We start from the raw sequence: 19,645 nt of genomic DNA, 5'->3' as shown, positions 1-19,645 counted from the left end.
GTTGGTCATGGGAGGCGAAAAGAAACGTGTATGAAGCTACAAGTTACTACCGGCATGCCGCGAATTATCGCAGCTTACACGTGTCACAATATTTCGAAAATCGAAATATTGAGGCAAAAATCACGTTTTCAGCGTCAGAAATGTAAAAACAAGTAAACCGTGGGAGGCGTGATTCCGCGGACCGGAATCCGTCGGCGGCGGCCTGGGCGCCGGGCTTAGCCGGCCTTGAGCAGGTCGCGCAGCCAGGCGGCGGCGGTGCCCAGGGAGACCGGGCTCTGGCCGGACTGGGCGGCCTGGTCGAAGCGGGCCTGCATGGCCTGGTCCAGCGCGCCGCGGCGGGCGGCATCGAGGCTGGCGGGCGCCACGCCGGCATCGCTACAGGCTTGCTGGAAGGCGGGCGCGCCGGTGGTGGCGGACAGCGCCAGGCGCGTCAGGAAGTCGACGCCGGAAAGCGCGTCGCGCGAGGTCTGCGCCATGTCGAGCGCCTGCGCGACGGTGCGCGCGGACAGCGGCTTGCCGGGGTTGGGTTCCAGGCCGAGTTCGCGCGACACGGCGCTGGCGATGCCCTGGCCATAACTGCGGGCCAGCGCCTGCGCGAACATTGCGGTCGTGTCGACATTGGGCGCCACCCATGCCACGCTGCGGCCGCCGGGCGTGGTGCCCATGCCCAGGACCTGCAGTTTTTCGCCCGCGACGTCGACATAGACGTCCTGCCCGCTCTCCGCCGCCTTGGCGAAGGCTTCGAGAGAGACGAACGGCGATGAAGGGGTAACCGATGAAATTGTCATGCAGCCAATAAATCCGGCGTGTCCGAGATCGGGCCCATAGGAGATTCAACAGCCCCTGTGATTGAGTAACCCGGTTGGCGCTTTAGTTCCATCGCCATGACACGTGAGCCGATTTTATGCCATTGCGCAATTTCGGGCCGCGCCAAGGAAACAGGGGGTTACCGGGCCTCGTAGACTTCGTCGGCCGCCAGCAGGATATCCACGGGCGGATCGAAGCCGATGACGCGGGCGGTCTGCAGGTTCAGCGCGATCTTGGCCGGGTCGATCCAGACCTGGCTCAGCTCGCGCGCCTTGGCGCCGTTGAAGATGCGCGCCATGGTCTCGGCGTAGAACAGGCCGACGTACGAATAGTCGGCCTGGGCCAGGCTCAGCAGCAGTCCGTGCTTGACCTCTTCCGAGCCCAGCATCGAGAAGCTGGGCACGCGCGCCTGCCGCAGGATCTCGGCCACCGTGTCGATCGACACCGGCGTCACGCCGCGGTGCACCGTGACGTAGGCCGCGTCGATCTTCGGCGCCAGCTTGGCATAGCATTCGAGCGCGTTGCGGGTGGCGGCCTCGGGCGCGATGCCGTTGGACGGCGCGTTGCAGGTCAGCACCTCGAAGCCCTGCTCGCGCGCCACCTGCTCGACCGCGTCGACCGCGCTGTAGGTGCGGCCTTCGGGGCTGTCTTCGTAGACCAGGCCGAGCCGCTTGAACGGCACGATTTCGTGGAACAGGCGGACCTGCCGCTGATAGCGTTCGGGCTGCACGCGCGCGTGCAGGTTGTCCAGGCCGCTGTCCTGCGCCGAGCGGGTGATGCGGGCGCCGACGGCGTCGCTGGTCGAGGCGACGATGGTCGGGACGGGCGCGCCCATGCCCGCCATGTCCTGGCCGGCCCAGGTGCCCATGGCGATGATCAGGTCGATGTCCTTCTTTTCCTCCAGCCGCTGCTTGATCGCGGCGCGCACCGCCGGCCGCTGCGCGGCGTCGAAGTTGCCCGGCTGCCACCAGGCGTCGCGCACGAATTCGAGCGTGTCGCTGCGCGCGTTGTCGGCCAGGTATTCCCACATCTGCCTGCCGTTCAGGCCGTCGGGAATGGCCGGCACGGTGATCCAGCCCAGCTTCTGCAGGCCGTCCACGGTGACGCGCAGCGTGCGCGGGTATTCGCTGTAGTCGCCGCTCTCGAAATAACCGATGCGCCATTTCTTGCCGTCGGGGCGCGGCACCGGCTTGGTGGGAAAGACCTGGGGCGCGGCGGCGGCCGTCGCCGTGGCGGGGGCGCCGGCCGCGGGCGACGCCGCCTGGGCCAGGCATGCGGCGGGCGCCAGCAGGGCCAGGCTCAGCAATAGGGTGGGCAACGAGGTCTTCATGGGCGGCGGATCACGATCAATGTGATGTCATCGGATTGTTCCGCGCCGTCGGCAAAGGCCTGCACGTCTTCCAGCAGACGCTTGGCCAGGTTGGCCGCCGGCACGGGAGGGTTGGACAGCACGGCCAGCAGGCGCGGATCGCCATACTGCGCATTCTGCGGATTGACGGCCTCGGTGATGCCGTCGGTATAGCCCACCAGCATTTCGCCGGGCGCCAGCACCGTCGACAGGCAGCGGTAGGTCAGGTCTTCCTGCACGCCGCAGGCCGGGCCGCTGCGGCCTTCCAGCAGCCGCACCACGCCGTCGGCGCCCACCACCGCGGGCGGCAGGTGGCCGGCGTTGGCCCACTTCAGTTCACCCGTGGTCATGTCCAGCACGCCGATCAGCAGCGTGACGAACATCATGTTCGGGTTGTTCTCGGACAGGCGGTTGTTGATCTTCTGCATGATCAACGCCGGGTCGGTCTCGTCCTCGGCGGTGGCGCGGATCAGGGTGCGCGTGACCGCCATGAACAGCGCCGCCGGCACGCCCTTGTCCGACACGTCGCCGATGGCCAGGCACAGCCGGCCGTCGGGCAGCGTGAAATAGTCGTAGAGGTCGCCGCCCACTTCCTTGGCCGGCAGCATCACCGCGTTCAGGTCGATCTGCTCTCGGGTGATGGGCGACAGCGGCACCGGCAGCAGGCCGAGCTGGATCGCGCGGGCGATGTTCAGCTCGCTCTCGAAGCGTTCGCGCGCGGTGGTCTCGCGCATCAGGCGGGCGACGTTCTCGCGCAGCTTGCGGTCCATGAACAGGAACGACGCCGCCAGCCGGCCCACTTCGTCCTTGTGCCTGTCGGGCAGGGCGGCGATGTGGGCGGGCACGGCCGATTCCGCGGTCAGGTCCTGTTCGGGCAGCAGGCGGGCGTAGTGGGTCAGCGTTTCCAGCGGCCGCACGATGCGCGCGGCCACCAGCCAGGCGCACACCAGCGCCACCAGCATCATGCCGACGAAGATCAGCGCCTGGCGGTTGAGCAGCTCGCGCGCCGGCGCGGTCAGGTCGCTTTCGGGCACCACCGCCACCACGGTCCAGCCCAGCGGCGCGAAGCGCGCGCTTTCGATCTGCCAGGGGCCGTCGCCGCCCTCGAAGCGCAGGCTCTGCAGCTTGCCGCCGCCATCCTGGCGCGCCAGCAGCGCGCGCAGCGTCTCGCCGCCGCCGTCCTTGGCGTCCAGCAGGCCGGCGCGCGCCTCGGGCGGCGGCACGATCATGCGGCCGTCGTCGGCGGCGATGAAGATGAAGCCGGACTGCGCCAGGGTCAGTTTCGACAGCGTGTCGCGCACCGAATTCTCCAGCTGCGCGCGGCGCGTCTCGATCTGCTCGATCACGTCCTGGGCGCTGTCGGAAATGGCGAACACCCAGTTCCACGGGCGGAAATAGCCGAAATAGGCGTAGCGCGTCTCGCCGTCGCCGCGCTGCGCCGACGGCGGCCAGCGGTAGATCGCGAAACCGTAGCCGGACGTGCGGCTCTCTTCCAGCAGCGCCTGCGCCAGCGGCCGGTTCTTGAAGTCGGACAGCGACGACAGGTCGCGGTCGATCATGTCGGGATTGCCGCTGGCCAGCACCTGGAAGTCGGCGTCGTAGACGAAGGCGTAGCGGCGGTCGTCGAGCTTGAGGTGGTTGATCCAGGCGCGCGCCATGCCCTTGGCGGCGCCGGGCGTCATGATGCCGCGCTCGGCCAGGTCGGCATAGGCGCCGAGCGCCGCGGCCACCACGGTGCCGCTCTGCATCAGCTGGCGCCGGCCGCTGCGCACCGTGGAGATCTTGTCGGCCAGCAGCGCGCCCCAGCGGGCCTCGGCGTCGCGCAGCACCAGTTCCATGACGTTGCTGACGGCGTGGCGCTCGCTGTTCATCACCGTGCGGGTGACGTTGCGCTGCGAGGTCAGCATCACGAATGCCGCGACCGCCAGGAGCAGCGCTACGACCAGTAGAAAAATCTTGCTACGGAGCGAGCGCAACGACATGGGGGCGATAGGCGGCGGATGAGGTGAAGGCGTGAAATAGGATGCAATTTGCATTAATTGTAAATACCATTAGTGCCCGTGTGTAAATACTTTGCGACGGCGTGGCCCCATGCGTAGCGAACCAATACAAGTAGTGCTCGATGGGTTGCGTCGTCGCCCGGTACTGGAAGTCACTCTGGCCTGTCTGGCCGTGTTGCTGCTGGCGCAGGCGCTGATCGGCGCGCTCAGCCTGTCGGCGTTGAACCGGCTGGTGGTGGACACCACCGCCGACCGCGTCGAAGTGGTGGCGCGTCGCGTCGCCGGCAATATCGAGAACGGCCTGCGCCTGGGCAAGCCGCTGGAACAGTATTTCGGCCTGCGCGACACCTTGCATGACGGCGTCGCGCGCTCGCGCGGCGTGCAGGGCGCGGCGGTGCTGATGGCCGACGGGCAGGCCGTGGCCACCGAGGGCGAGCTGCCCGAGGACGCCACGGAACTGGCGCGCACGCTCGACGCGGGCGGGCCGTTGGCCGCGGGCCTGGCGCGCCGCGGCTCCGGCGCGCTGGTCGCGGTGCACGACGACCGCGTGACGGTGGCCGTGCCGCTGGCCGCCGCCGGCGGCAAGAGCGTCGGCGCCGTGGTGCTGTCGGCCGCCAAGGACGGCGAGGCCAGCCGCCGGCTCATCATCGACAACCTGCAGGTGCTGCTGGCCGTCACGGTGCTGGTCGGGCTGGGCCTGGCCGCGGTCTTCAAGTACATCGTGCCGCTGACCTCGCTGGCCGCGGGCGGCCGAGCGCGCTTCGTGGTGCCGCTGCTGGCGCTGGTGCTGGCGCAGGGCGTGTACGCCGCCTACACCATTTCCACGTTTCGCAGCGGCTGGGTGGAAGTCACGCGCAACAACGTCGGGCTGCTGGCCGAAGGCCTGCAGCGCGACCTGAACCGGGTGCTCGGCTACGGCCTCGAGGTGGACCGGCTGCGCGGCGTGGAGGCGCCGTTCGCGCGCCTGGCCGGCACGTTCCCGGCGGTCGCGCAGATCGAACTGGCCGATCGCGACGGCCGCGTGCTGTATGGCGCCGACGCGCGCGGCGCGCTCGACGTGTCGGCGTTGCCGGCGACCCGGCCGCAGGCCGATGACCTGACGCTGGTGCTGCCGCTGGGCGCGGCGCTGGCCGATCCCAAGGCCCACGGCGACCTGGTGCTGCGCCTGTCGAGCGACGTCATCGCGGCGGGCGTGCGCAGCCGCGCGCTCGATGCCGTCACCGTGGTGGCGGTGGCGCTGGTGGCCGCGATCGAGATGCTGTTGCTGCTGGCGCTGCTGATGAACCGCGCCTTCGCCGCGCGCGCCACGCTGCCCGATGGCAGCCGCGTCGGCCCGGACGACGCTTCCGAGGTGGGCCGCATCGCGCGGCCGGTGATGTTCGGCTTCCTGTTCGCGTGGGCCTTGCCGCTGGGCTTCCTGCCGCTGTATGCGCGCAGCCTGTCCGCGGGCGGGCTCGAGCTGCCGGCCAATCTGCTGCTGGCGTTGCCGATCTCCGTGGAAATGGGCTGCGGCCTGCTGACCTCGCTGCTGGCCGGCCGCCTGACCGACCGCAAGGGTTGGCAGGTGCCGGTGCTGGCCGGGCTGGGCGTGTCCGCCGCCTGCATGCTGGCGTGCGCGGCCGCCACCAACCTGCTGATGTTCAGCGCCGCGCGCGGCCTGGTGGGCCTGGGCTACGGCCTGACCTGGATGGGCCTGCAGGGCTTCATCGTCACGCGCAGCCCGGCGCAATATCGCGGCCGCAACATGACCGGCGTGATCGCCGGCCTGTTCGCCGGCCACCTGTCTGGCGCCGCGGTGGGCGCGATGCTGATGGAGCAGGTGGGTTTTCGCGCGGTGTTCGCGGTTGGCGCCGTGATGCTGGTGATGCCGCTGGCCGGCGTGCTGATCCTGATGCGCCCCTACATGGACCGCGGCCGCCAGCTGGCCGCGCAGGCCGCCGGGCGCGCCCGCGCGCATCTGTCCGATACCCTGAAGCTGCTGTTCACCCGAGACTTCGGCCTGCTGCTGGTGGGCAGCGTGATCCCGTTCTCGATCGCGCAGGTCGGCCTGCTGTCGTTCGCGCTGCCGCTGTACCTGGAGGCCGAGGGCGTGGCCGCGTCCAGCATCGGCCGGGTGCTGATGATCTACGGCCTGTGCGTCATCTACGTCGGGCCGCTGATGGGCCGGGTGGTGGACCGCAGCCGCATCAAGAAAAGCTGGATCGTGCTGGGCGGCCTGGTCGGCAGCCTCGGCATGCTCGGGCTGTACTTCAACAGCGGCCTGCTGGCCGCGGCGGCGGCGGTGCTGTTGCTGGCATTGGCCAGCTGCTTCGCCGGCGCGTCGCAGTCGCCCTACATGCTGGCGCTGCCGGACGTGCAGCGCTACGGCGCCGCGGGCGCCACCAGCGTCATGCGGGCTGCCGACAAGCTCGGCCAGATGGCCGGGCCGCTGGTGGTCGGCGCCATGTTCGGCGCCGCCGGCATGGGCGCGGGCCTGGCCGCGACCGGCGTGATCTACCTGGTCGCGACCTTGCTGTTCCTGTTGTTCGCGCCGGCCCGGCCGCGCGAAGAGGCCGCCTGAGCGCGGCGGTGGGGCCGCGGTTCGCGCCGGATCGTCAGCGTGGCGCGCGGGCCGCGCCATTCAGCGCGCCGCGCCGGCGCCGGCCAGCGCCACCGGCACGCGCGCGCTCAAGCCCGTCAATAACTGGGCGGCGATGGTGCCCGCCGCCGCAGCGACTTCCTCCACCGGCAGGCCATCCGCGCCCCACAGGGTCACGGGCGAGCCGATCGCGGCGTGCGGCACGGGGCCCAGGTCCACCGCCATCATGTCCATGGAAACGCGGCCCAGCAGCCGCGTGCGGATGCCGGCCACCACCACCGGCGTGCCGGTCGGCGCGTGGCGCGGGTAGCCGTCGGCATAGCCGCAGGTGACGATGCCCACGTCCATCGCCGTGGGCGCGAGGAACGCGCCGCTGTAGCCGACGCCAGCGCCGGCCGGCACGCGCTGGATGCCCACCACCTGCGAGTGCAGCGACATCGCCGGCCGCAGGTCCAGTTGCGCGGCGCTGCGGTGCGCGAACGGGCTGGCGCCGTACAGCGCCAGGCCCGGCCGTACCCATTGCGTGGCGGCGGCGCGCGCCGCGTGGCCGAGCATGGCGGCGGAATTGCTGGTGGAGACCGGCCCGGGCAAGTCGCGGATGACTTCGCGAAAGCGCGCGTCGGCATCGTCCACGCCATCGGTTTCGTCGGCGCGGGCGTAGTGGTTCAGGTGGCCGACCTCGCCGACCAGGCCGCGCGCGGCCAGGCTGCCGGCATGCGCGAACGCGGCGCGGTAGTCGTCGGCGTTGAAGCCGGTGTGATGGATGTCGCCGGCAAAGCGCAGCCAGACCGACGGCCGCTCGGCCGCAGGGGACTGTGCCAGCCAGTCCAGTTGCGCGGTATGCGTGATGACCAGGTGCAGGCCCGGCGTGTCCAGCAGCAGCGTGTCGGCCTGTGAATAGAGGCCGCCGTAGACCAGCACCGGGCCGTCCCAGCCCAGCCGGCGGCAGGCGCGCGCCTCGTCCAGGTGCAGCACCGCCAGTCCGTCGGCGCCGCGCAACGCGGGCAGCACGCGCGCCAGGCCGTGGCCGTAGGCGTCGGCCTTGACGGTGGCCCACAGGCGCGGCGCGGCGGCGCCCGACGTGTGGGTGCGGGGCAGGGCGGCGCGCAGACGCGCGAGATTGTGGGCCACGGCGCTCGCGTCGATGCGAGCGTACAAGGGGCGGGCAAGCAATCCTTCTGGACGATAGGGAGCGTTCACGGGCGGCATCTGGGCGAGGTCCGCGCGCGACCGGCGCACGGGCTATGCATGAGTGACAGATGACCGGGTTTTGTTCGGTACTTTCTGTCTATGCACTGCTAGTTGTCGATAGCGCGCCTTGATCGGACGCGCCAGTGAGGGTCACGCGGCGCGCATCACGAGCGTCAGGCGGTTCTCGTTGCCGTTGCGGGTGTAGCGCAGGTCGTGCAGATAGTGCTGCATCAGCCGCACGCCGTGGCCGCCGATTTCGGCGTCATCGAGCGTCGCGGCCAATGGGGGCGGCGGGGTCTTGGTGGGATCGTACGGACGGCCATTGTCGATTATCTCCAGCGAGATCCATTCGTCATCCTGGCGGCAGGCCAGGCTGACGTGGGCGGGATCGGGGGCGAGCAAGGGATCGTCGAAGGCGTACGAAACGATGTTCGTCAGCGCTTCGTCCAGACTCAAGGACAGACCGAAACTCAGCTTGGGAGACCAGGCGTCGCGCTCGGCGATGGCCTCGAGCCATTCAATGGCGGAGGCGACGGCGCGGGCGTCGGGAACGAGGTCAAGCGTATCGGGCTGAGGGGGCATGGTCGCCTTGCGTTCAGTGGTACACGTGCAGGTGGAAGTATGCCCGATTGCGGCCCGCTGGCGTAACGGGCCCGCCTCTTGCGGCTGTCGTTCGACGTTTGCGTTTGGCTGCGCGGGCGCCTCGCGTATCATCTCGGCATCGCGCCGCCGCCCGCAAGCGCCGGGATCCGGGGCGTCGGTCATTTACCGGGAACCACTATGAATCTCGCAATCGAGAAGGTCGGGGAAGTGCTGGTTGTCTCGCCCGAAGGCCAGATCAACAGCGGCAACGCCGCCGGCATCGAAGCCGACCTGCTGTCGCACGTCGAGAAAGGCGAACGCCGTTTCGTGCTCGACATGTCGAACCTGAACTACATCTCCAGCGCCGGCCTGCGCGTGGTGCTGGTGCTGGCCAAGCGCCTGAAGCAGGGCTCGGGCGCCCTGGCGCTGTGCGCGATGCAGCCGCACGTGCGCGAGGTGTTCGACATCAGCGGCTTCCTGGCCATCCTGACGGTGGTCGACACGCGCCAGGACGCGGTGGCCAAGGTCGCCTGATTGCCGCGCGCCGCGACGCGGTGCGCGTGGTTCAGTTCTTGCGGTTTTCGTATGACGTGTCCAGCACGTCGTCCTCGGGCGTGATGATGCCGGGGTCGCCGGGCGCCTCGATGGCGCGGCCGCGGCGCGGCATGCCGGCGACCACGGCGCTCTGGTCCGGCATCGGCAGGATGCCCGTGCCCTTGCGGGGATCGACGGGCGGCTTGGGCTCCGCGGCCGTGTCCGGTTTGTTGTCGGCGGCGGAGGAATCAATGACGGTTTTCAGCATGATGATGGCTCCGGTTGCGGGCGTCCCAGGATGGCGGCGCGCCGGGGATTCGTCTTCATCTTAGGGCCGCGCACGGCCCTTGCGGCGGGTTGCGCTGTCACGTTTGCAAGGGGCTGTTGCAGGGCCCGGACCTTATAATGCCGAGCGCCTCGCGGCGTCGCGTCACCGCGCCCGGTTTCTCTCATTTTCATCCGCCACCTTGACCGAATCCGTCGAACGCTCCGTCCACGCCGAACTCGTCGCCGTCCTGGTCGCCGTCACCAACGGCGAGCCGCGCGTGCTGACCACCGATGACGCGCGGGCCCTGCCGGCGGGGCCGTTCGAACTGTCGCACCGTTCGCTGCAGGCGGGCCTGCGGGCCTGGGTCGAGACGCAGACGCATCATCCGCTCGGCTACGTCGAGCAGCTCTACACCTTCGCCGACGGCGACCGTTCCGACGAGTCGGGCGCGCGCGTCATGTCGGTCAGCTACCTGGGCCTGACGCGCGAGGCCGGCGAGACCGGCGTGGCGCAAGTCGGCTGGCAGGACTGGTACCGCTACTTTCCGTGGGAAGACCGCCGCGCGGGCACGCCGGCGCTGGTGGACGAGGTGATCGTGCCGCGCCTGCAGGCCTGGTGCGACGACACGGACAACGACGCCGCGCGCCAGCGCCGCCGCCAGCGCGCCGCCATCACCTTCGGCCTGGACGGCGCCGCCTGGAACGAGGACATGGTGCTGCAGCGCTACGAATTGCTGTTCGAGGCCGGCCTGGTGCCCGAAGCGGCGCGCCGCCATCCCGACACGGCCGCGGCGCCGCTGCCGGGCGAACCGATGCGCCATGACCACCGCCGCATCCTGGCCACCGGCATCGCGCGGCTGCGCGCCAAGATCAAGTACCGGCCGGTGGTGTTCGAACTGATGCCGGCGCAGTTCACGCTGCTGCAATTGCAGTTGGCGGTCGAGGCCCTGGCCGGACGCGGCCTGCACAAGCAGAATTTCCGCCGCCTGATCGAGCAGCAGGCCCTGGTGGAGGAAACCGGCGAAATGGCCACCGGCACGGCGGGACGCCCCGCCAAATTGTTCCGCTTCCGCCGCGACGTGCTGCTCGAACGCGCCATCGCCGGCAGCAAGCTGCCGCTGTCGCGCGCCATGTGACGCTTGACAACGCCATATACTCATCTTTAGCATAAGTGCATGCGCATTCTTTGCGCGCCTTTTTTTAACTACAAAATACTCAAAATGAGCATTAATGCTGAAGCGCCCGCCGCCCGTTTGGCCATTCCCTCCCTGCCGGATGTCATGCTGGAGCCGCTGGTGCGCGCGGCCCTGCTCGAGGACCTGGGACGGGCCGGAGACCTGACCACCGACGCCATCGTGCCGGCCGACGCCGTGGCGCAGACGCGCCTGGTGGCGCGCCAGGAAGGCGTGCTGGCCGGATTGGACCTGGCGCGGCTGGCCTTCCGCGCGCTCGATCCCGCCATCGAATTCGACGTCGCCCACCGAGACGGCGCCGACCTGGCGCCGGGCACGGAGATCGCGCGCATTCGCGGCAACGCCCGCGCCATGCTGACCGCCGAGCGGGTCGCGCTGAACTTCCTGTGCCACCTGAGCGGCGTGGCCACGGCCACGGCGTCGATCGCGCGCGCCATCGCCGGCCACGGCGCCCGCGTCACCTGCACCCGCAAGACCATGCCGGGCTTGCGCGCGGTGCAGAAATACGCCGTGCGCGTGGGTGGCGGCAGCAATCACCGCTACGGGCTCGACGACGCCGTGCTCATCAAGGACAACCACATCGCGCTGGCCGGCGGCATCGAGGCCGCGGTGGCGCGCGCCCGCGCCGGCGTCGGCCACATGGTCAAGATCGAGCTGGAAGTGGACACGCTGGAACAGCTGGAAACGGCCCTGGCGCTGGGCGTGGACGTGGTGCTGCTGGACAACATGAGCCTGGACCAATTGCGCCAGGCCGTCGCCATGGCGCGCGGCCGCGCCATCACCGAGGCCTCCGGCCGCATCACGCCCGAGACCGCGGCGGCGGTGGCGGCCACCGGCGTCGACCAGATCGCCGTGGGTTGGCTGACCCACAGCGCCAAAGTGCTGGACATCGGGCTGGACGCCTGAGGCCGGCGCATCACGACAGGCAAGCATCATGAAACGCGCGCTTCGATCCCCCCTGCTGTTGCTGACCCTGGCGCTCGGCGCCTGCGGCAATCCGCCCTCCGGCGACACCCCCGGGGACGCCACCTATCCCTCGCACCCCATCACCATCGTGGTGACCTTTCCGCCGGGCGGCGGCACCGACCTGCTGGCGCGGCGCCTGGGCGCGAGCCTGCAGGAACAGTTCGGCCAGTCGGTGGTGGTCGAGAACCGTCCCGGCGCCAGCGGCAACATCGGCGCCCGCGCCGTGGCAGAGTCGGCGCCGGACGGCTACACGCTGCTGATGGTCAACAGCTCGTTCGCCATCAACCCCGGCGTCTACCGCAACCTGGGCTTCGCGCCCAAGCGCGACTTCGCGGCGGTGATCAATGTGGCCTTCGTGCCGTCCGTGTTCGTGGTGCCGGCGGCCTCGCCGCTGCGCACGCTGGACGACGCGCGCAACGCCGCGCGGCCGGAGCGGCCGCTGCCGTTCGCCTCGTGCGGCAACGGCACGCCGCAGCACCTGGCCGGCGAGATGCTGACGCGCGCCACCGGCGCGCCGTTGCAGCACGTGCCCTACAAGGGCTGCGGGCCGGCCCTGACCGACGTGGTGTCGGGACAGGTCGGCATGGGCATCGTCACCGCGTCCAGCGCCGCGCCGCTGATCGCGGCGGGCCGCTTGCGGGCCTTGGCCGTCACGTCGCCGCAACGCTCGCCGCTCCTGCCCGAGGTGCCCACGGTGGCGGAGCAGGGCGTGGCGGGCTACGCGCTCGACCAATGGCACGGCCTGCTGGCGCCGGCGGCCACGCCGCCGGCGGTGGTGGCCAAGCTGAATACGACGCTGGCCCGCATCATGCTGCGCCCGGATGTGCAGTCCGCGCTGCGCGAGCAGGGCTTCACGCCGACCACGAGCTCGCCACGCGCCTTCCAGGACATGATCAATGCGGATATCGACCGCTATACGGCGCTGACCGACGCAATCGGGCTGCGCGCCGATTGACGCGCATGACGGGACGGCGCGCCGTCCCGTTCGACCTCGTCGCGGATCCGCCGCGCGCGGGGGCGTGGACGGCCGGCGCCGCTCAGGCGGCGGCGCGGGCGTGTTGCTCCAGCTGTTCCTTCAGCCCCGGCTGCAGCTTGAGCTGGCGCGCCAGCTCGTCCAGGTAGGCGCGCTCCATGTAGCTTTCCTCGTCCACCACCAGCAGGCTGGCCAGGTACATCTCGGCCGCCATCTCCGGCGTCCGGGCCGATTGCGCGATCTGGGCGGGGTCGAGCGGGCGCGACAGCTCGGTCTCCAGCCAGCGGCGGTCCTGCGCGTCGCTGGACAGCTTGGCCAGCTCGGTTTCGAGCAGGGTGCGTTCCTCCGGGCCGATGTGGCCGTCGGCCTTGGCCGCGCCGATCATGGCGGTGAGCACCGCGGTGCTGTGTTGTTCGGCTTCCGGGGCCGGCAGGCGGTCCAGCGTCTGCGGCGGGGCGGCTGGCGCGCCAGCCTGATTGCGCTGCCAGTCGCCATAGGCGCGGTAGGCCAGGGCGCCAAGCGCCGCCATGCCGCCGTACATGGCGACCTTGCCGCCGATCTTGCGGGCCTTCTTGCTGCCCAGCAGCAGGCCGAGCGCGCCCGCGCCGAGGGCGCCGCCGCCCAGGCCGGTCAGGAACGAGCCGCCCTTGCCGCCGGTGGCGGTCTGCACCTTGGAGCCGGCGTCGGCCAGCAGGCCCTGGCCGGATTGCAGCAGTTGGTCGAGAAGTTGTCTGGCGCTCATGCGGATTTCCTGGTGAATGCAATCGATCTTGCGGACAGGAATATCCGACCGCGGCCCTGCCCGGAAGTTCAGCTTACAGTCAGAAATGGATGTTGCGCCAGGCCGGGGCGCGGGCGCCGGATGCTACAACCGGGGTTGGGGCGGCCATGCGCGCCGCCCGCAACGCGAGGAATTCCGCCCATGACTATCCACGTGCGCCAGAACGCGCCCAAGACCCTGCAATTCACTGCCACGGCCGAAGGCCACGACCTGCCGCTGGACATGCCGCAGCCGCAAGGCGCCGGCCCGGATCCGCATGATTACTTCGATACGGCGCTGGGCGGCTGCAAGGCCATGACGCTGATGGTCTACGCGCAGCGCAAGGGGCTGCCGCTGGAATCGGTGGGGGTGGACGTGGTGCGCGACGCCGGCGAGGAACGCAAGGGCATCTATCGCCTGACCGCCAAGCTGACGCTGCATGGCGAACTGTCGGACGCGCAGATCGACGAATTGCTGGCCGTGGCCGAGAAATGCCCGATCCACAAGCTGATGACGGCGGTGGACGTGCAGGTGTCCACGCTGATCGTGCGGCCGGCCTGAGAGCCGGCGCTCGCAGCCCCGCGGCAGGCGCCGCCGGGCTGGAGCAGGCCGGGCGCGGTGCCCGGCCAGGCAGGACTTACTCTTCCATGCCCGGGACGATGGTCGAGAAACCGGCGTCCACGTGGGTGATTTCGCCGGTGACGCCGGCGGCCAGGTCCGACAGCATGAACGCGGCGACGTTGCCGACGTCATCGATGGTGACGTTGCGGCGCAGCGGCGCCTGGGCCTCGACGAACTTCAGGATGGCCGAGAAGTCCTTGATGCCGCTGGCGGCCAGCGTCTTGATCGGGCCGGCCGAAATGCCGTTGGCGCGGATGCCGCGCGGGCCCAGCGCCGTAGCCAGGTAGCGCACGCTGGCTTCGAGCGAGGCCTTGGCCAGGCCCATGGTGTTGTAGTTGGGCACCACGCGTTCGGCGCCCAGGTAGGTCAGCGTCAGGACCGAGCCGTTGCGGCCTTCCATCAGCGGCAGCGCGGCCTTGGCCATGGCGGCGAAGCTGTAGGCGGAGATGTCGTGGGCGATGCGGAAGCCTTCGCGCGACAGGCCGTCCAGGAAGTTGCCGGCGATGGCTTCGCGCGGCGCGAAGCCGATCGAGTGAACCAGGCCGTCCAGGCCGTCCCAGCGCTTGGCCAGGTCGGTGAAGGTAGCTTCGATCTGGCTGTCTTCGGCGACGTCGCAGGGCAGCACGATGTCGCTGCCGAATTCGGCGGCGAATTCGGCCACGCGGTCCTTGAAGCGGTCACCGACGTAGGTGAAGGCCAGTTCGGCGCCCTGCTGGTGGCAGGCGCGCGCGATGCCGTAGGCGATGGAGCGGTTGGAAAGCACCCCGGTGACCAGGATGCGTTTGCCGGCGAGAAAGCCCATGTGTGGTTCCTTTGATTTTTTTCCTGCTGGAGACCGCCTATTTTAAGGAGTTTGGCGGCCTCGCGGACAAAACAGCGCGGCGCCCGGGTGGGCGCCGCTGCGAAAGACGGATCGGCGGGGATCAGCCGCGGGCGTTGGTGCCCGGCACGCGCAGCTGGGCGCCGATCTTGAGCGCGTTGCCCTTGAGGTTGTTCAGGGCGCGCAGCGCGTCGACCGAGGTGCCGTATTGCTTGGCCAGCGAGAACAGCGTGTCGCCCTGGCGCACCTTGTGGGTGCGCACGTTGGGACGGGCGGCGGCGCCGCGCGCGGCGGGGGCCGCGGCCTTGCCGCGCGGCGCCGGCGCCTTGCTGGTGTTGGCGGGGGCCGAATCGAGCGCGCCGACCGGCGCGGCCAGCGAGGCCAGCTGCACGCCGCCGGCGCCCGGGTCGCCCGGCACCAGCAGCGACTGGCCGGAAGCGACCTTCTGGCGCGAGCCGATGTCGTTGGTTTCGCGCAGCTTGGCCTCGGTGACGCCGAAACGCTTGGCGATCGAGGCGTAGGATTCGCCGCGGCGCGAATGGTAGACCTTCCAGGCGCTCAGGTCGCCCTTGTAGTTGGTCAGGTTGGCGTTGAAGATCTCGACGCGGTCGGCCGGCAGCAGCAGCGTGGGGGCGTGGTCGCCGCGGATCACGGGCCGGTTGAACGACGGGTTCAGGGCCTTGAATTCGTCCAGCGGCATCTCGGCCAGCTTGGCGGCGATTTCCAGGTCGATGTCGCTGTTCTTCTGCACCGTGACGAAGTACGGCGTGTTGCCGACCGGCGGCAGCGCCACCGCGTAGCGCTGCGGGTCGGCGATGATGTTCTTGATGGCCTGCAGCTTGGGAACGTAGTTGCGGGTCTCGTCCGGCATGTTCAGGGACAGGTAGTCCGTGGGCTGGCCGGCGGCCTCGTTCTTGGCCATGGCGCGCTGCACCGAGCCTTCGCCCCAGTTGTACGAGGCCAGCGCCAGATACCAGTCGCCCTGCATCTCGAACAGCTTTTCCAGGTAGTCCAGCGCCGCGTTGGTCGAGGCGATGGGGTCGCGGCGCTCGTCGCGCCACCAGTCCTGCTTCAGGTTGAAGTGCTGGCCGGTGGCGGGCACGAACTGCCACAGGCCCGAGGCCTGGGCGCGCGACAGCGCGGTGGGGTTGTAGGCGCTTTCAACGAACGGCAGCAGCGCCAGCTCGGTCGGCAGGCCGCGGCGGTTGATCTCGTCGACGATGAAATACAGGTACTTGCCGGCGCGCTCGGCCATGCGCTGCACCGCCTCGGGGTGGGACGCGTAATAGTCGGTCCACTGCTGCGAGAGGTCGGTGTTCAGGTTGGGGATGGCGAAGCCGCGGCGGATGCGGTCCCAGGCGTCGGCCGGCGGATTGGTCAGGTCGACCGTGCGGGACGTGTCGCGGGCGATGTAGCGCCCTTGGGAGTTGGTGGTGAGGTTCTTGCTGTCGTGGGATTTGGTTCCTGCGCAACCGGCGAGGACTGCCAGCAGAAGCGGCAGAAGGAGTCGGGATAGATTCATCGGGCGGTCACTTGAAATCGTTCTTCCATTCACGAAGGGAGGCAAAAACCTCTACCGGCGTCGGGTGGTCGTGGCCGGCCCAGTTGTCTGCGGCGCGGACGACGTCAGCTTGCTGCGTACGCAAAAACGGGTTGGTCGCGCGTTCCTGACCGATGGTCGACGGAAGCGTGGGGAGACCTTCTGCGCGTAATTGCCGGGCCCGCTGATACCACTGTTGCAGGGTGCGGTTGGCGGGTTCGACCGCCATGGCCCAGCGCAAGTTCGCTAGAGTGTACTCGTGTGCGCAAAAAACCTGTGTATCCGGCGGTAAAACAGAAAATTTTTCCAAGGAATCAGACATTTGCGCGGGAGTGCCCTCGAAAAGCCGGCCACAGCCCCCGGCAAACAGGGTGTCTCCACAGAACAGCACAGGCTGTTTTCCCGCCGCCCGGCCGGTGTACGCGATATGGCCCGCGGTGTGTCCCGGCACGTCCAGGACGGTCAGGTCCAGGTCCAGCTCCGGCAGCACCACGCGGTCGCCCTCGACCAGCGGCACGTCGCAGCGCGGCAGCTTTTCGCGCGCGGGACCATATACCGTGATGTCGCCGATGCGGGACAATTCAAGCACGCCGCCCACATGGTCGCCGTGGTGGTGCGTGAGTAGAATGGCGCGCAGCTCCAGGCCTTCGCGGGCCAGCCATTGCAGCACCGGGCCGGCTTCGCCGGGGTCGACCACGGCGGCCCGGCCGTCGCGGACGATGGCCCAGATATAGTTGTCGGTGAAGGCGGGCAGGGGCAAGACCGCGGCATTGCGCTCGCGGCCGCCTGCGGGGGCGGTCAAGGCTTGCATGGGATTCGAAGGGATAAAAACGTGGCAGAAGAAACTCCGCCGATTGTAGAACTGGCCGAATGGTTCCAGACCCCGCCAGGGCAATACGCCCTGGCCTGGGAGCGCGCGCAGTTCGACGCGGCCGTGGCGGACGTCTTCGGATATTACGCCTGGCAGGTCGGCCTGGCCGACCTGAACCTGCTGCGCGCCAACCGCATGCCGTTCAAGGGCTATGTGGGCACCGAGACGCCATCGCCCGAGAGCATCGCCGGCTGGCAGTCGCGGGTGGTGCTGGCCCAGCCCGAGGCCCTGCCGTTCGAATCGCAGAGCGTGGACCTGCTGATCCTGCCGCATGCCTTCGAATGCGCCGAGGAACCGCACAACGTGCTGCGCGAGGTCGAGCGCGTGCTGGTGCCGGAAGGGCGGGTGGTGATCTCCGGCTTCAACCCCTGGAGCATGTGGGGCGCGCGCACCCGCATGCCGGGCATGGAGCCCTGGCTGCCGCAGCCGCCGGCCTCGCAGGTCTCGCTGCCGCGCCTGAAAGACTGGTTCAAGCTGCTGTCGCTGGAAGTCGAGCAAAGCCATTTCGGCTGCTACGCGCCGGCCTGCCGCAGCGAGAAATGGCTGCAGCGCTGGGGCTTCCTGGAGTCGGCCGGCGCGCGCTGGTGGAGCCTGGGCGGCGCGGTCTACCTGGTGTCGGCCGTCAAGCGCGTGGCCAGCATGCGTATCATCGGCCCGGCCTGGAAGACCAAGCCCAAGCGCGCCCGCGCGGCCTCGGTGGTGGTCAACCGCCAGGCGGACGACGGCTTCGACCGCTCCTGAGCGGCGGGCCGCATTTACATTGAAAGAACAAGGACATACAAGCAGCACCATGCAGGACGACAACGCGAACGACCAGAAAGTGGAAATGTGGACCGACGGCGCCTGCAAGGGCAATCCCGGTCCGGGCGGTTGGGGCGTGTTGATGCGCGCCGGCGCGCACGAAAAGACCATGCACGGCGGCGAGGCCCAGACCACCAACAACCGCATGGAACTGCTGGCCGTGATCGAGGGCCTGCGCGCGCTCAAGCGCCCGTGCGCCGTCACCATCCACACCGACTCCCAGTACGTCATGAAAGGTATGACTGAATGGCTCGCCAACTGGAAGCGGCGCGGCTGGATGACGGCCGACAAGAAGCCGGTCAAGAACGCCGAGCTGTGGCAGGCGCTGGATGACCAGGTGCGCCGCCACACCGTGTCGTGGCGCTGGGTCCGCGGCCATGCCGGCGATCCCGGCAACGAACGCGCCGACCAGCTCGCCAACCAGGGCGTCGAGTCGGTTCGCCGGGGCTGAACGGCCCGCCGGGCGGCATCGGGCGCCGCCTGGCATCAGCGAAAGCATGCGTGTTTTCACCGATGCGGACGCGCGGCCGCGGCCGCCCGCATCGGGAAATACCCTGGGTCGGCCGGTTTAGTGCTTTCAGCGCGCTTCAGGATTGTTCCAGGTTGTAAATCCGGTGCTAAAGTGCCAACCCTTGATCCTGTTCCTGCGGCGCCGTCCCAGCGGGGGATGCCTGGCACGCGCCGCGATACCGCCACACTCGCATGAAAAAAGCTGCATTGCTGGCCGCCATCGCGGCAGGAGTGGCCGCGGGGGCCGCTCTGGGCGTATTCGTGCCGCGCTGGCTCGCGCCGGCCGCCACGCCGGTGGCCGCCGCCGCGCCCGCCAAACCCGTCTCCAAGCCGGCCCCGGTGCGGGTCGAGGTCTCCGCCGTCGCGGAAATTCCGTTCGCCCGTGGCCTGTCCGCCGTGGGCAGCCTGCGCTCGGACGAAGCCGTGATGCTGCGGCCCGAAGTGGCCGGCCGCATCCAGTCGATCGATTTCAAGGAAGGCCAGCCGGTCAAGCGCGGCCAGGCGCTGATCCGCCTGGATGATTCCGTGCCGCGCGCCGAACTGGCGCAGGCGCGCGCCAACCTGGCGCTGGCGCAGAGCCACTATCGCCGCGCCGTGGCGCTGCAGGCCAAGGGCTTCGTCAGCCAGCAGGCGCGCGACGAGTCGGCCAGCACGCTCAAGGTGCAGGAAGCCGCGGTGGCGCTGGCCCAGGCGCGCCTGGACAAGATGACCATCAGCGCGCCGTTCGCCGGTTTCGCCGGCCTGCGCAGCGTGTCGGTGGGCGACTACGTGAACCAGGGCCAGGACCTGGCGCCGCTGGAAGCGATCGACCCGCTCAAGGTGGATTTCCGCGTGCCCGAGATGTATCTCAGCAAGGTCGGCGTGGGCCAGCAGCTGACGTTGCGGCTGGACGCCTTGCCCGGCCAGGAACGGCCGGGCCTGGTGTATGCCGTCAGCCCGCTGGTCGACGCGGGCGGGCGTTCCATCCTGTTGCGCGCCACCGTGGCCAACGCCGATTCGCTGCTGCGCCCCGGCATGTTCGCCCGGGTGCAACTGCTGTTCAACCAGGACAAGGCGCTGGTCGCGCCCGAGGCCGCGCTGTCGCCGTCCGGCGAAACGCAGTACGTGTACCGCGTCAAGGACGGCGTGGCCGAGCGCCGCGAAGTCACCATCGGCGAGCGCCGCGAGGGCAAGGTCGAGATCCTGACGGGCGTGGCGGCCGGCGACCAGCTGGTGGTGTCGGGCCTGCAGCGCGTCACCGACGGCGGCCCGGTGCAGGTCGTCAAAAACGGCGCCTGACGCCA

19 protein-coding genes are annotated in these 19,645 nt (G+C 69.6%); 9 read left to right on the top strand and 10 right to left on the bottom strand.

Going from position 1 to position 19,645, the window contains the following annotated elements; genetic code table 11:
- Positions 1-215: 215 nt before the first annotated feature.
- The 3 genes from AC1HFW_RS17100 to AC1HFW_RS17090 form a co-directional block, all read right to left on the bottom strand.
- Complete coding sequence (locus AC1HFW_RS17100) at positions 216-788, bottom strand: BspR family type III secretion system anti-sigma factor (protein WP_479284554.1); 573 nt, start codon at positions 786-788, stop codon at positions 216-218.
- A 158-nt stretch (positions 789-946) separates the two neighbouring features.
- Positions 947-2,137 (bottom strand): ABC transporter substrate-binding protein, encoded by a 1,191-nt coding sequence (locus tag AC1HFW_RS17095; protein WP_006392856.1) that lies wholly within the window; start codon positions 2,135-2,137, stop codon positions 947-949.
- Positions 2,134-4,062 (bottom strand): SpoIIE family protein phosphatase, encoded by a 1,929-nt coding sequence (locus AC1HFW_RS17090; RefSeq protein ID WP_479284552.1) that lies wholly within the window; start codon positions 4,060-4,062, stop codon positions 2,134-2,136. Before AC1HFW_RS17090 ends, AC1HFW_RS17095 begins: the two co-directional genes overlap by 4 nt.
- 184 nt (positions 4,063-4,246) lie before the next feature.
- Here AC1HFW_RS17090 and AC1HFW_RS17085 point away from each other — a divergent pair, with 184 nt between their 5' ends.
- On the top strand, positions 4,247-6,715 hold the full coding sequence (locus tag AC1HFW_RS17085) for an MFS transporter (protein ID WP_479284551.1): 2,469 nt from the start codon (positions 4,247-4,249) through the stop codon (positions 6,713-6,715).
- Between the two features lie 60 nt (positions 6,716-6,775).
- Here AC1HFW_RS17085 and alr read toward each other — a convergent pair whose 3' ends face one another.
- Together alr and AC1HFW_RS17075 are read right to left on the bottom strand one after the other, a co-directional pair.
- Positions 6,776-7,942 carry an alanine racemase gene (alr, locus tag AC1HFW_RS17080; RefSeq protein ID WP_479284550.1) on the bottom strand — a complete coding sequence of 389 codons (1,167 nt, stop codon included), beginning with the start codon at positions 7,940-7,942 and terminating at the stop codon, positions 6,776-6,778.
- Positions 7,943-8,074: 132 nt separating this feature from the next.
- Positions 8,075-8,506 carry an ATP-binding protein gene (locus tag AC1HFW_RS17075; RefSeq protein ID WP_061072464.1) on the bottom strand — a complete coding sequence of 144 codons (432 nt, stop codon included), beginning with the start codon at positions 8,504-8,506 and terminating at the stop codon, positions 8,075-8,077.
- Between the two features lie 198 nt (positions 8,507-8,704).
- Between AC1HFW_RS17075 and AC1HFW_RS17070 the strand changes: the two genes are divergently transcribed.
- Positions 8,705-9,040: an STAS domain-containing protein gene (locus tag AC1HFW_RS17070; protein ID WP_006392861.1), complete on the top strand. Its 336-nt coding sequence runs from the start codon at positions 8,705-8,707 to the stop codon at positions 9,038-9,040.
- 31 nt (positions 9,041-9,071) lie between these two features.
- On the opposite strand, the gene AC1HFW_RS17065 is transcribed toward AC1HFW_RS17070, so the two are convergent.
- Positions 9,072-9,308 (bottom strand): hypothetical protein, encoded by a 237-nt coding sequence (locus tag AC1HFW_RS17065; protein ID WP_006392862.1) that lies wholly within the window; start codon positions 9,306-9,308, stop codon positions 9,072-9,074.
- 199 nt (positions 9,309-9,507) lie between these two features.
- Here AC1HFW_RS17065 and AC1HFW_RS17060 point away from each other — a divergent pair, with 199 nt between their 5' ends.
- The 3 genes from AC1HFW_RS17060 to AC1HFW_RS17050 all read left to right on the top strand — a co-directional run bounded on the left by AC1HFW_RS17060 (position 9,508) and on the right by AC1HFW_RS17050 (position 12,421).
- A complete protein-coding gene (locus tag AC1HFW_RS17060) occupies positions 9,508-10,443 on the top strand; it encodes an NUDIX hydrolase (protein ID WP_479284547.1) in 936 nt (311 codons plus the stop codon).
- An 84-nt stretch (positions 10,444-10,527) separates the two neighbouring features.
- Positions 10,528-11,406: a carboxylating nicotinate-nucleotide diphosphorylase gene (gene nadC / locus AC1HFW_RS17055; protein ID WP_061072461.1), complete on the top strand. Its 879-nt coding sequence runs from the start codon at positions 10,528-10,530 to the stop codon at positions 11,404-11,406.
- 28 nt (positions 11,407-11,434) lie between these two features.
- Positions 11,435-12,421 carry a tripartite tricarboxylate transporter substrate binding protein gene (locus tag AC1HFW_RS17050; RefSeq protein WP_479284544.1) on the top strand — a complete coding sequence of 329 codons (987 nt, stop codon included), beginning with the start codon at positions 11,435-11,437 and terminating at the stop codon, positions 12,419-12,421.
- An 82-nt stretch (positions 12,422-12,503) separates the two neighbouring features.
- Here AC1HFW_RS17050 and AC1HFW_RS17045 read toward each other — a convergent pair whose 3' ends face one another.
- Positions 12,504-13,181: a tellurite resistance TerB family protein gene (locus tag AC1HFW_RS17045; RefSeq protein WP_006392866.1), complete on the bottom strand. Its 678-nt coding sequence runs from the start codon at positions 13,179-13,181 to the stop codon at positions 12,504-12,506.
- 180 nt (positions 13,182-13,361) lie between these two features.
- Here AC1HFW_RS17045 and AC1HFW_RS17040 point away from each other — a divergent pair, with 180 nt between their 5' ends.
- Entirely contained in the window at positions 13,362-13,760 is a 399-nt protein-coding gene (locus AC1HFW_RS17040) for an OsmC family protein (protein ID WP_006392867.1), read from the top strand.
- Positions 13,761-13,836: 76 nt separating this feature from the next.
- On the opposite strand, the gene fabI is transcribed toward AC1HFW_RS17040, so the two are convergent.
- The 3 genes from fabI to gloB form a co-directional block, all read right to left on the bottom strand.
- Entirely contained in the window at positions 13,837-14,622 is a 786-nt protein-coding gene (fabI, locus tag AC1HFW_RS17035) for an enoyl-ACP reductase FabI (protein ID WP_006392868.1), read from the bottom strand.
- A 121-nt stretch (positions 14,623-14,743) separates the two neighbouring features.
- Positions 14,744-16,162 carry a transglycosylase SLT domain-containing protein gene (locus AC1HFW_RS17030; RefSeq protein ID WP_006392869.1) on the bottom strand — a complete coding sequence of 473 codons (1,419 nt, stop codon included), beginning with the start codon at positions 16,160-16,162 and terminating at the stop codon, positions 14,744-14,746.
- 7 nt (positions 16,163-16,169) lie between these two features.
- Positions 16,170-16,991, bottom strand: a complete 822-nt coding sequence (gene gloB / locus AC1HFW_RS17025; protein ID WP_479284540.1) for a hydroxyacylglutathione hydrolase — start codon at positions 16,989-16,991, stop codon at positions 16,170-16,172.
- Positions 16,992-17,012: 21 nt separating this feature from the next.
- Here gloB and AC1HFW_RS17020 point away from each other — a divergent pair, with 21 nt between their 5' ends.
- From AC1HFW_RS17020 to AC1HFW_RS17010, 3 genes are all read left to right on the top strand, one after another.
- Positions 17,013-17,792, top strand: a complete 780-nt coding sequence (locus AC1HFW_RS17020) for a class I SAM-dependent methyltransferase (RefSeq protein ID WP_054476586.1) — start codon at positions 17,013-17,015, stop codon at positions 17,790-17,792.
- A 49-nt stretch (positions 17,793-17,841) separates the two neighbouring features.
- A complete protein-coding gene (gene rnhA / locus AC1HFW_RS17015) occupies positions 17,842-18,303 on the top strand; it encodes a ribonuclease HI (protein WP_061072457.1) in 462 nt (153 codons plus the stop codon).
- A 251-nt stretch (positions 18,304-18,554) separates the two neighbouring features.
- Complete coding sequence (locus tag AC1HFW_RS17010) at positions 18,555-19,640, top strand: efflux RND transporter periplasmic adaptor subunit (protein WP_241074273.1); 1,086 nt, start codon at positions 18,555-18,557, stop codon at positions 19,638-19,640.
- Positions 19,641-19,645: the final 5 nt, after the last annotated feature.

Source organism: Achromobacter sp. ISS7 (genome assembly GCF_056523125.1).
The sequence above is the reverse complement of the archived record's forward strand: the minus strand, read 5'-3'. Positions and strand labels throughout refer to the sequence as shown.

What these genes read in the sequence shown, in the direction of transcription:
- AC1HFW_RS17100 (WP_479284554.1), bottom strand. Translation starts at nt 788, where the DNA reads ATGACAATTTCATCGGTTACCCCTTCATCGCCGTTCGTCTCTCTCGAA.
- AC1HFW_RS17095 (WP_006392856.1), bottom strand. Translation starts at nt 2,137, where the DNA reads ATGAAGACCTCGTTGCCCACCCTATTGCTGAGCCTGGCCCTGCTGGCG.
- AC1HFW_RS17090 (WP_479284552.1), bottom strand. Translation starts at nt 4,062, where the DNA reads ATGCTGACCTCGCAGCGCAACGTCACCCGCACGGTGATGAACAGCGAG.
- AC1HFW_RS17085 (WP_479284551.1), top strand. Translation starts at nt 4,247, where the DNA reads ATGCGTAGCGAACCAATACAAGTAGTGCTCGATGGGTTGCGTCGTCGC.
- alr (WP_479284550.1), bottom strand. Translation starts at nt 7,942, where the DNA reads ATGCCGCCCGTGAACGCTCCCTATCGTCCAGAAGGATTGCTTGCCCGC.
- AC1HFW_RS17075 (WP_061072464.1), bottom strand. Translation starts at nt 8,506, where the DNA reads ATGCCCCCTCAGCCCGATACGCTTGACCTCGTTCCCGACGCCCGCGCC.
- AC1HFW_RS17070 (WP_006392861.1), top strand. Translation starts at nt 8,705, where the DNA reads ATGAATCTCGCAATCGAGAAGGTCGGGGAAGTGCTGGTTGTCTCGCCC.
- AC1HFW_RS17065 (WP_006392862.1), bottom strand. Translation starts at nt 9,308, where the DNA reads ATGCTGAAAACCGTCATTGATTCCTCCGCCGCCGACAACAAACCGGAC.
- nadC (WP_061072461.1), top strand. Translation starts at nt 10,528, where the DNA reads ATGAGCATTAATGCTGAAGCGCCCGCCGCCCGTTTGGCCATTCCCTCC.
- AC1HFW_RS17050 (WP_479284544.1), top strand. Translation starts at nt 11,435, where the DNA reads ATGAAACGCGCGCTTCGATCCCCCCTGCTGTTGCTGACCCTGGCGCTC.
- AC1HFW_RS17045 (WP_006392866.1), bottom strand. Translation starts at nt 13,181, where the DNA reads ATGAGCGCCAGACAACTTCTCGACCAACTGCTGCAATCCGGCCAGGGC.
- AC1HFW_RS17040 (WP_006392867.1), top strand. Translation starts at nt 13,362, where the DNA reads ATGACTATCCACGTGCGCCAGAACGCGCCCAAGACCCTGCAATTCACT.
- fabI (WP_006392868.1), bottom strand. Translation starts at nt 14,622, where the DNA reads ATGGGCTTTCTCGCCGGCAAACGCATCCTGGTCACCGGGGTGCTTTCC.
- AC1HFW_RS17030 (WP_006392869.1), bottom strand. Translation starts at nt 16,162, where the DNA reads ATGAATCTATCCCGACTCCTTCTGCCGCTTCTGCTGGCAGTCCTCGCC.
- gloB (WP_479284540.1), bottom strand. Translation starts at nt 16,991, where the DNA reads ATGCAAGCCTTGACCGCCCCCGCAGGCGGCCGCGAGCGCAATGCCGCG.
- rnhA (WP_061072457.1), top strand. Translation starts at nt 17,842, where the DNA reads ATGCAGGACGACAACGCGAACGACCAGAAAGTGGAAATGTGGACCGAC.
- AC1HFW_RS17010 (WP_241074273.1), top strand. Translation starts at nt 18,555, where the DNA reads ATGAAAAAAGCTGCATTGCTGGCCGCCATCGCGGCAGGAGTGGCCGCG.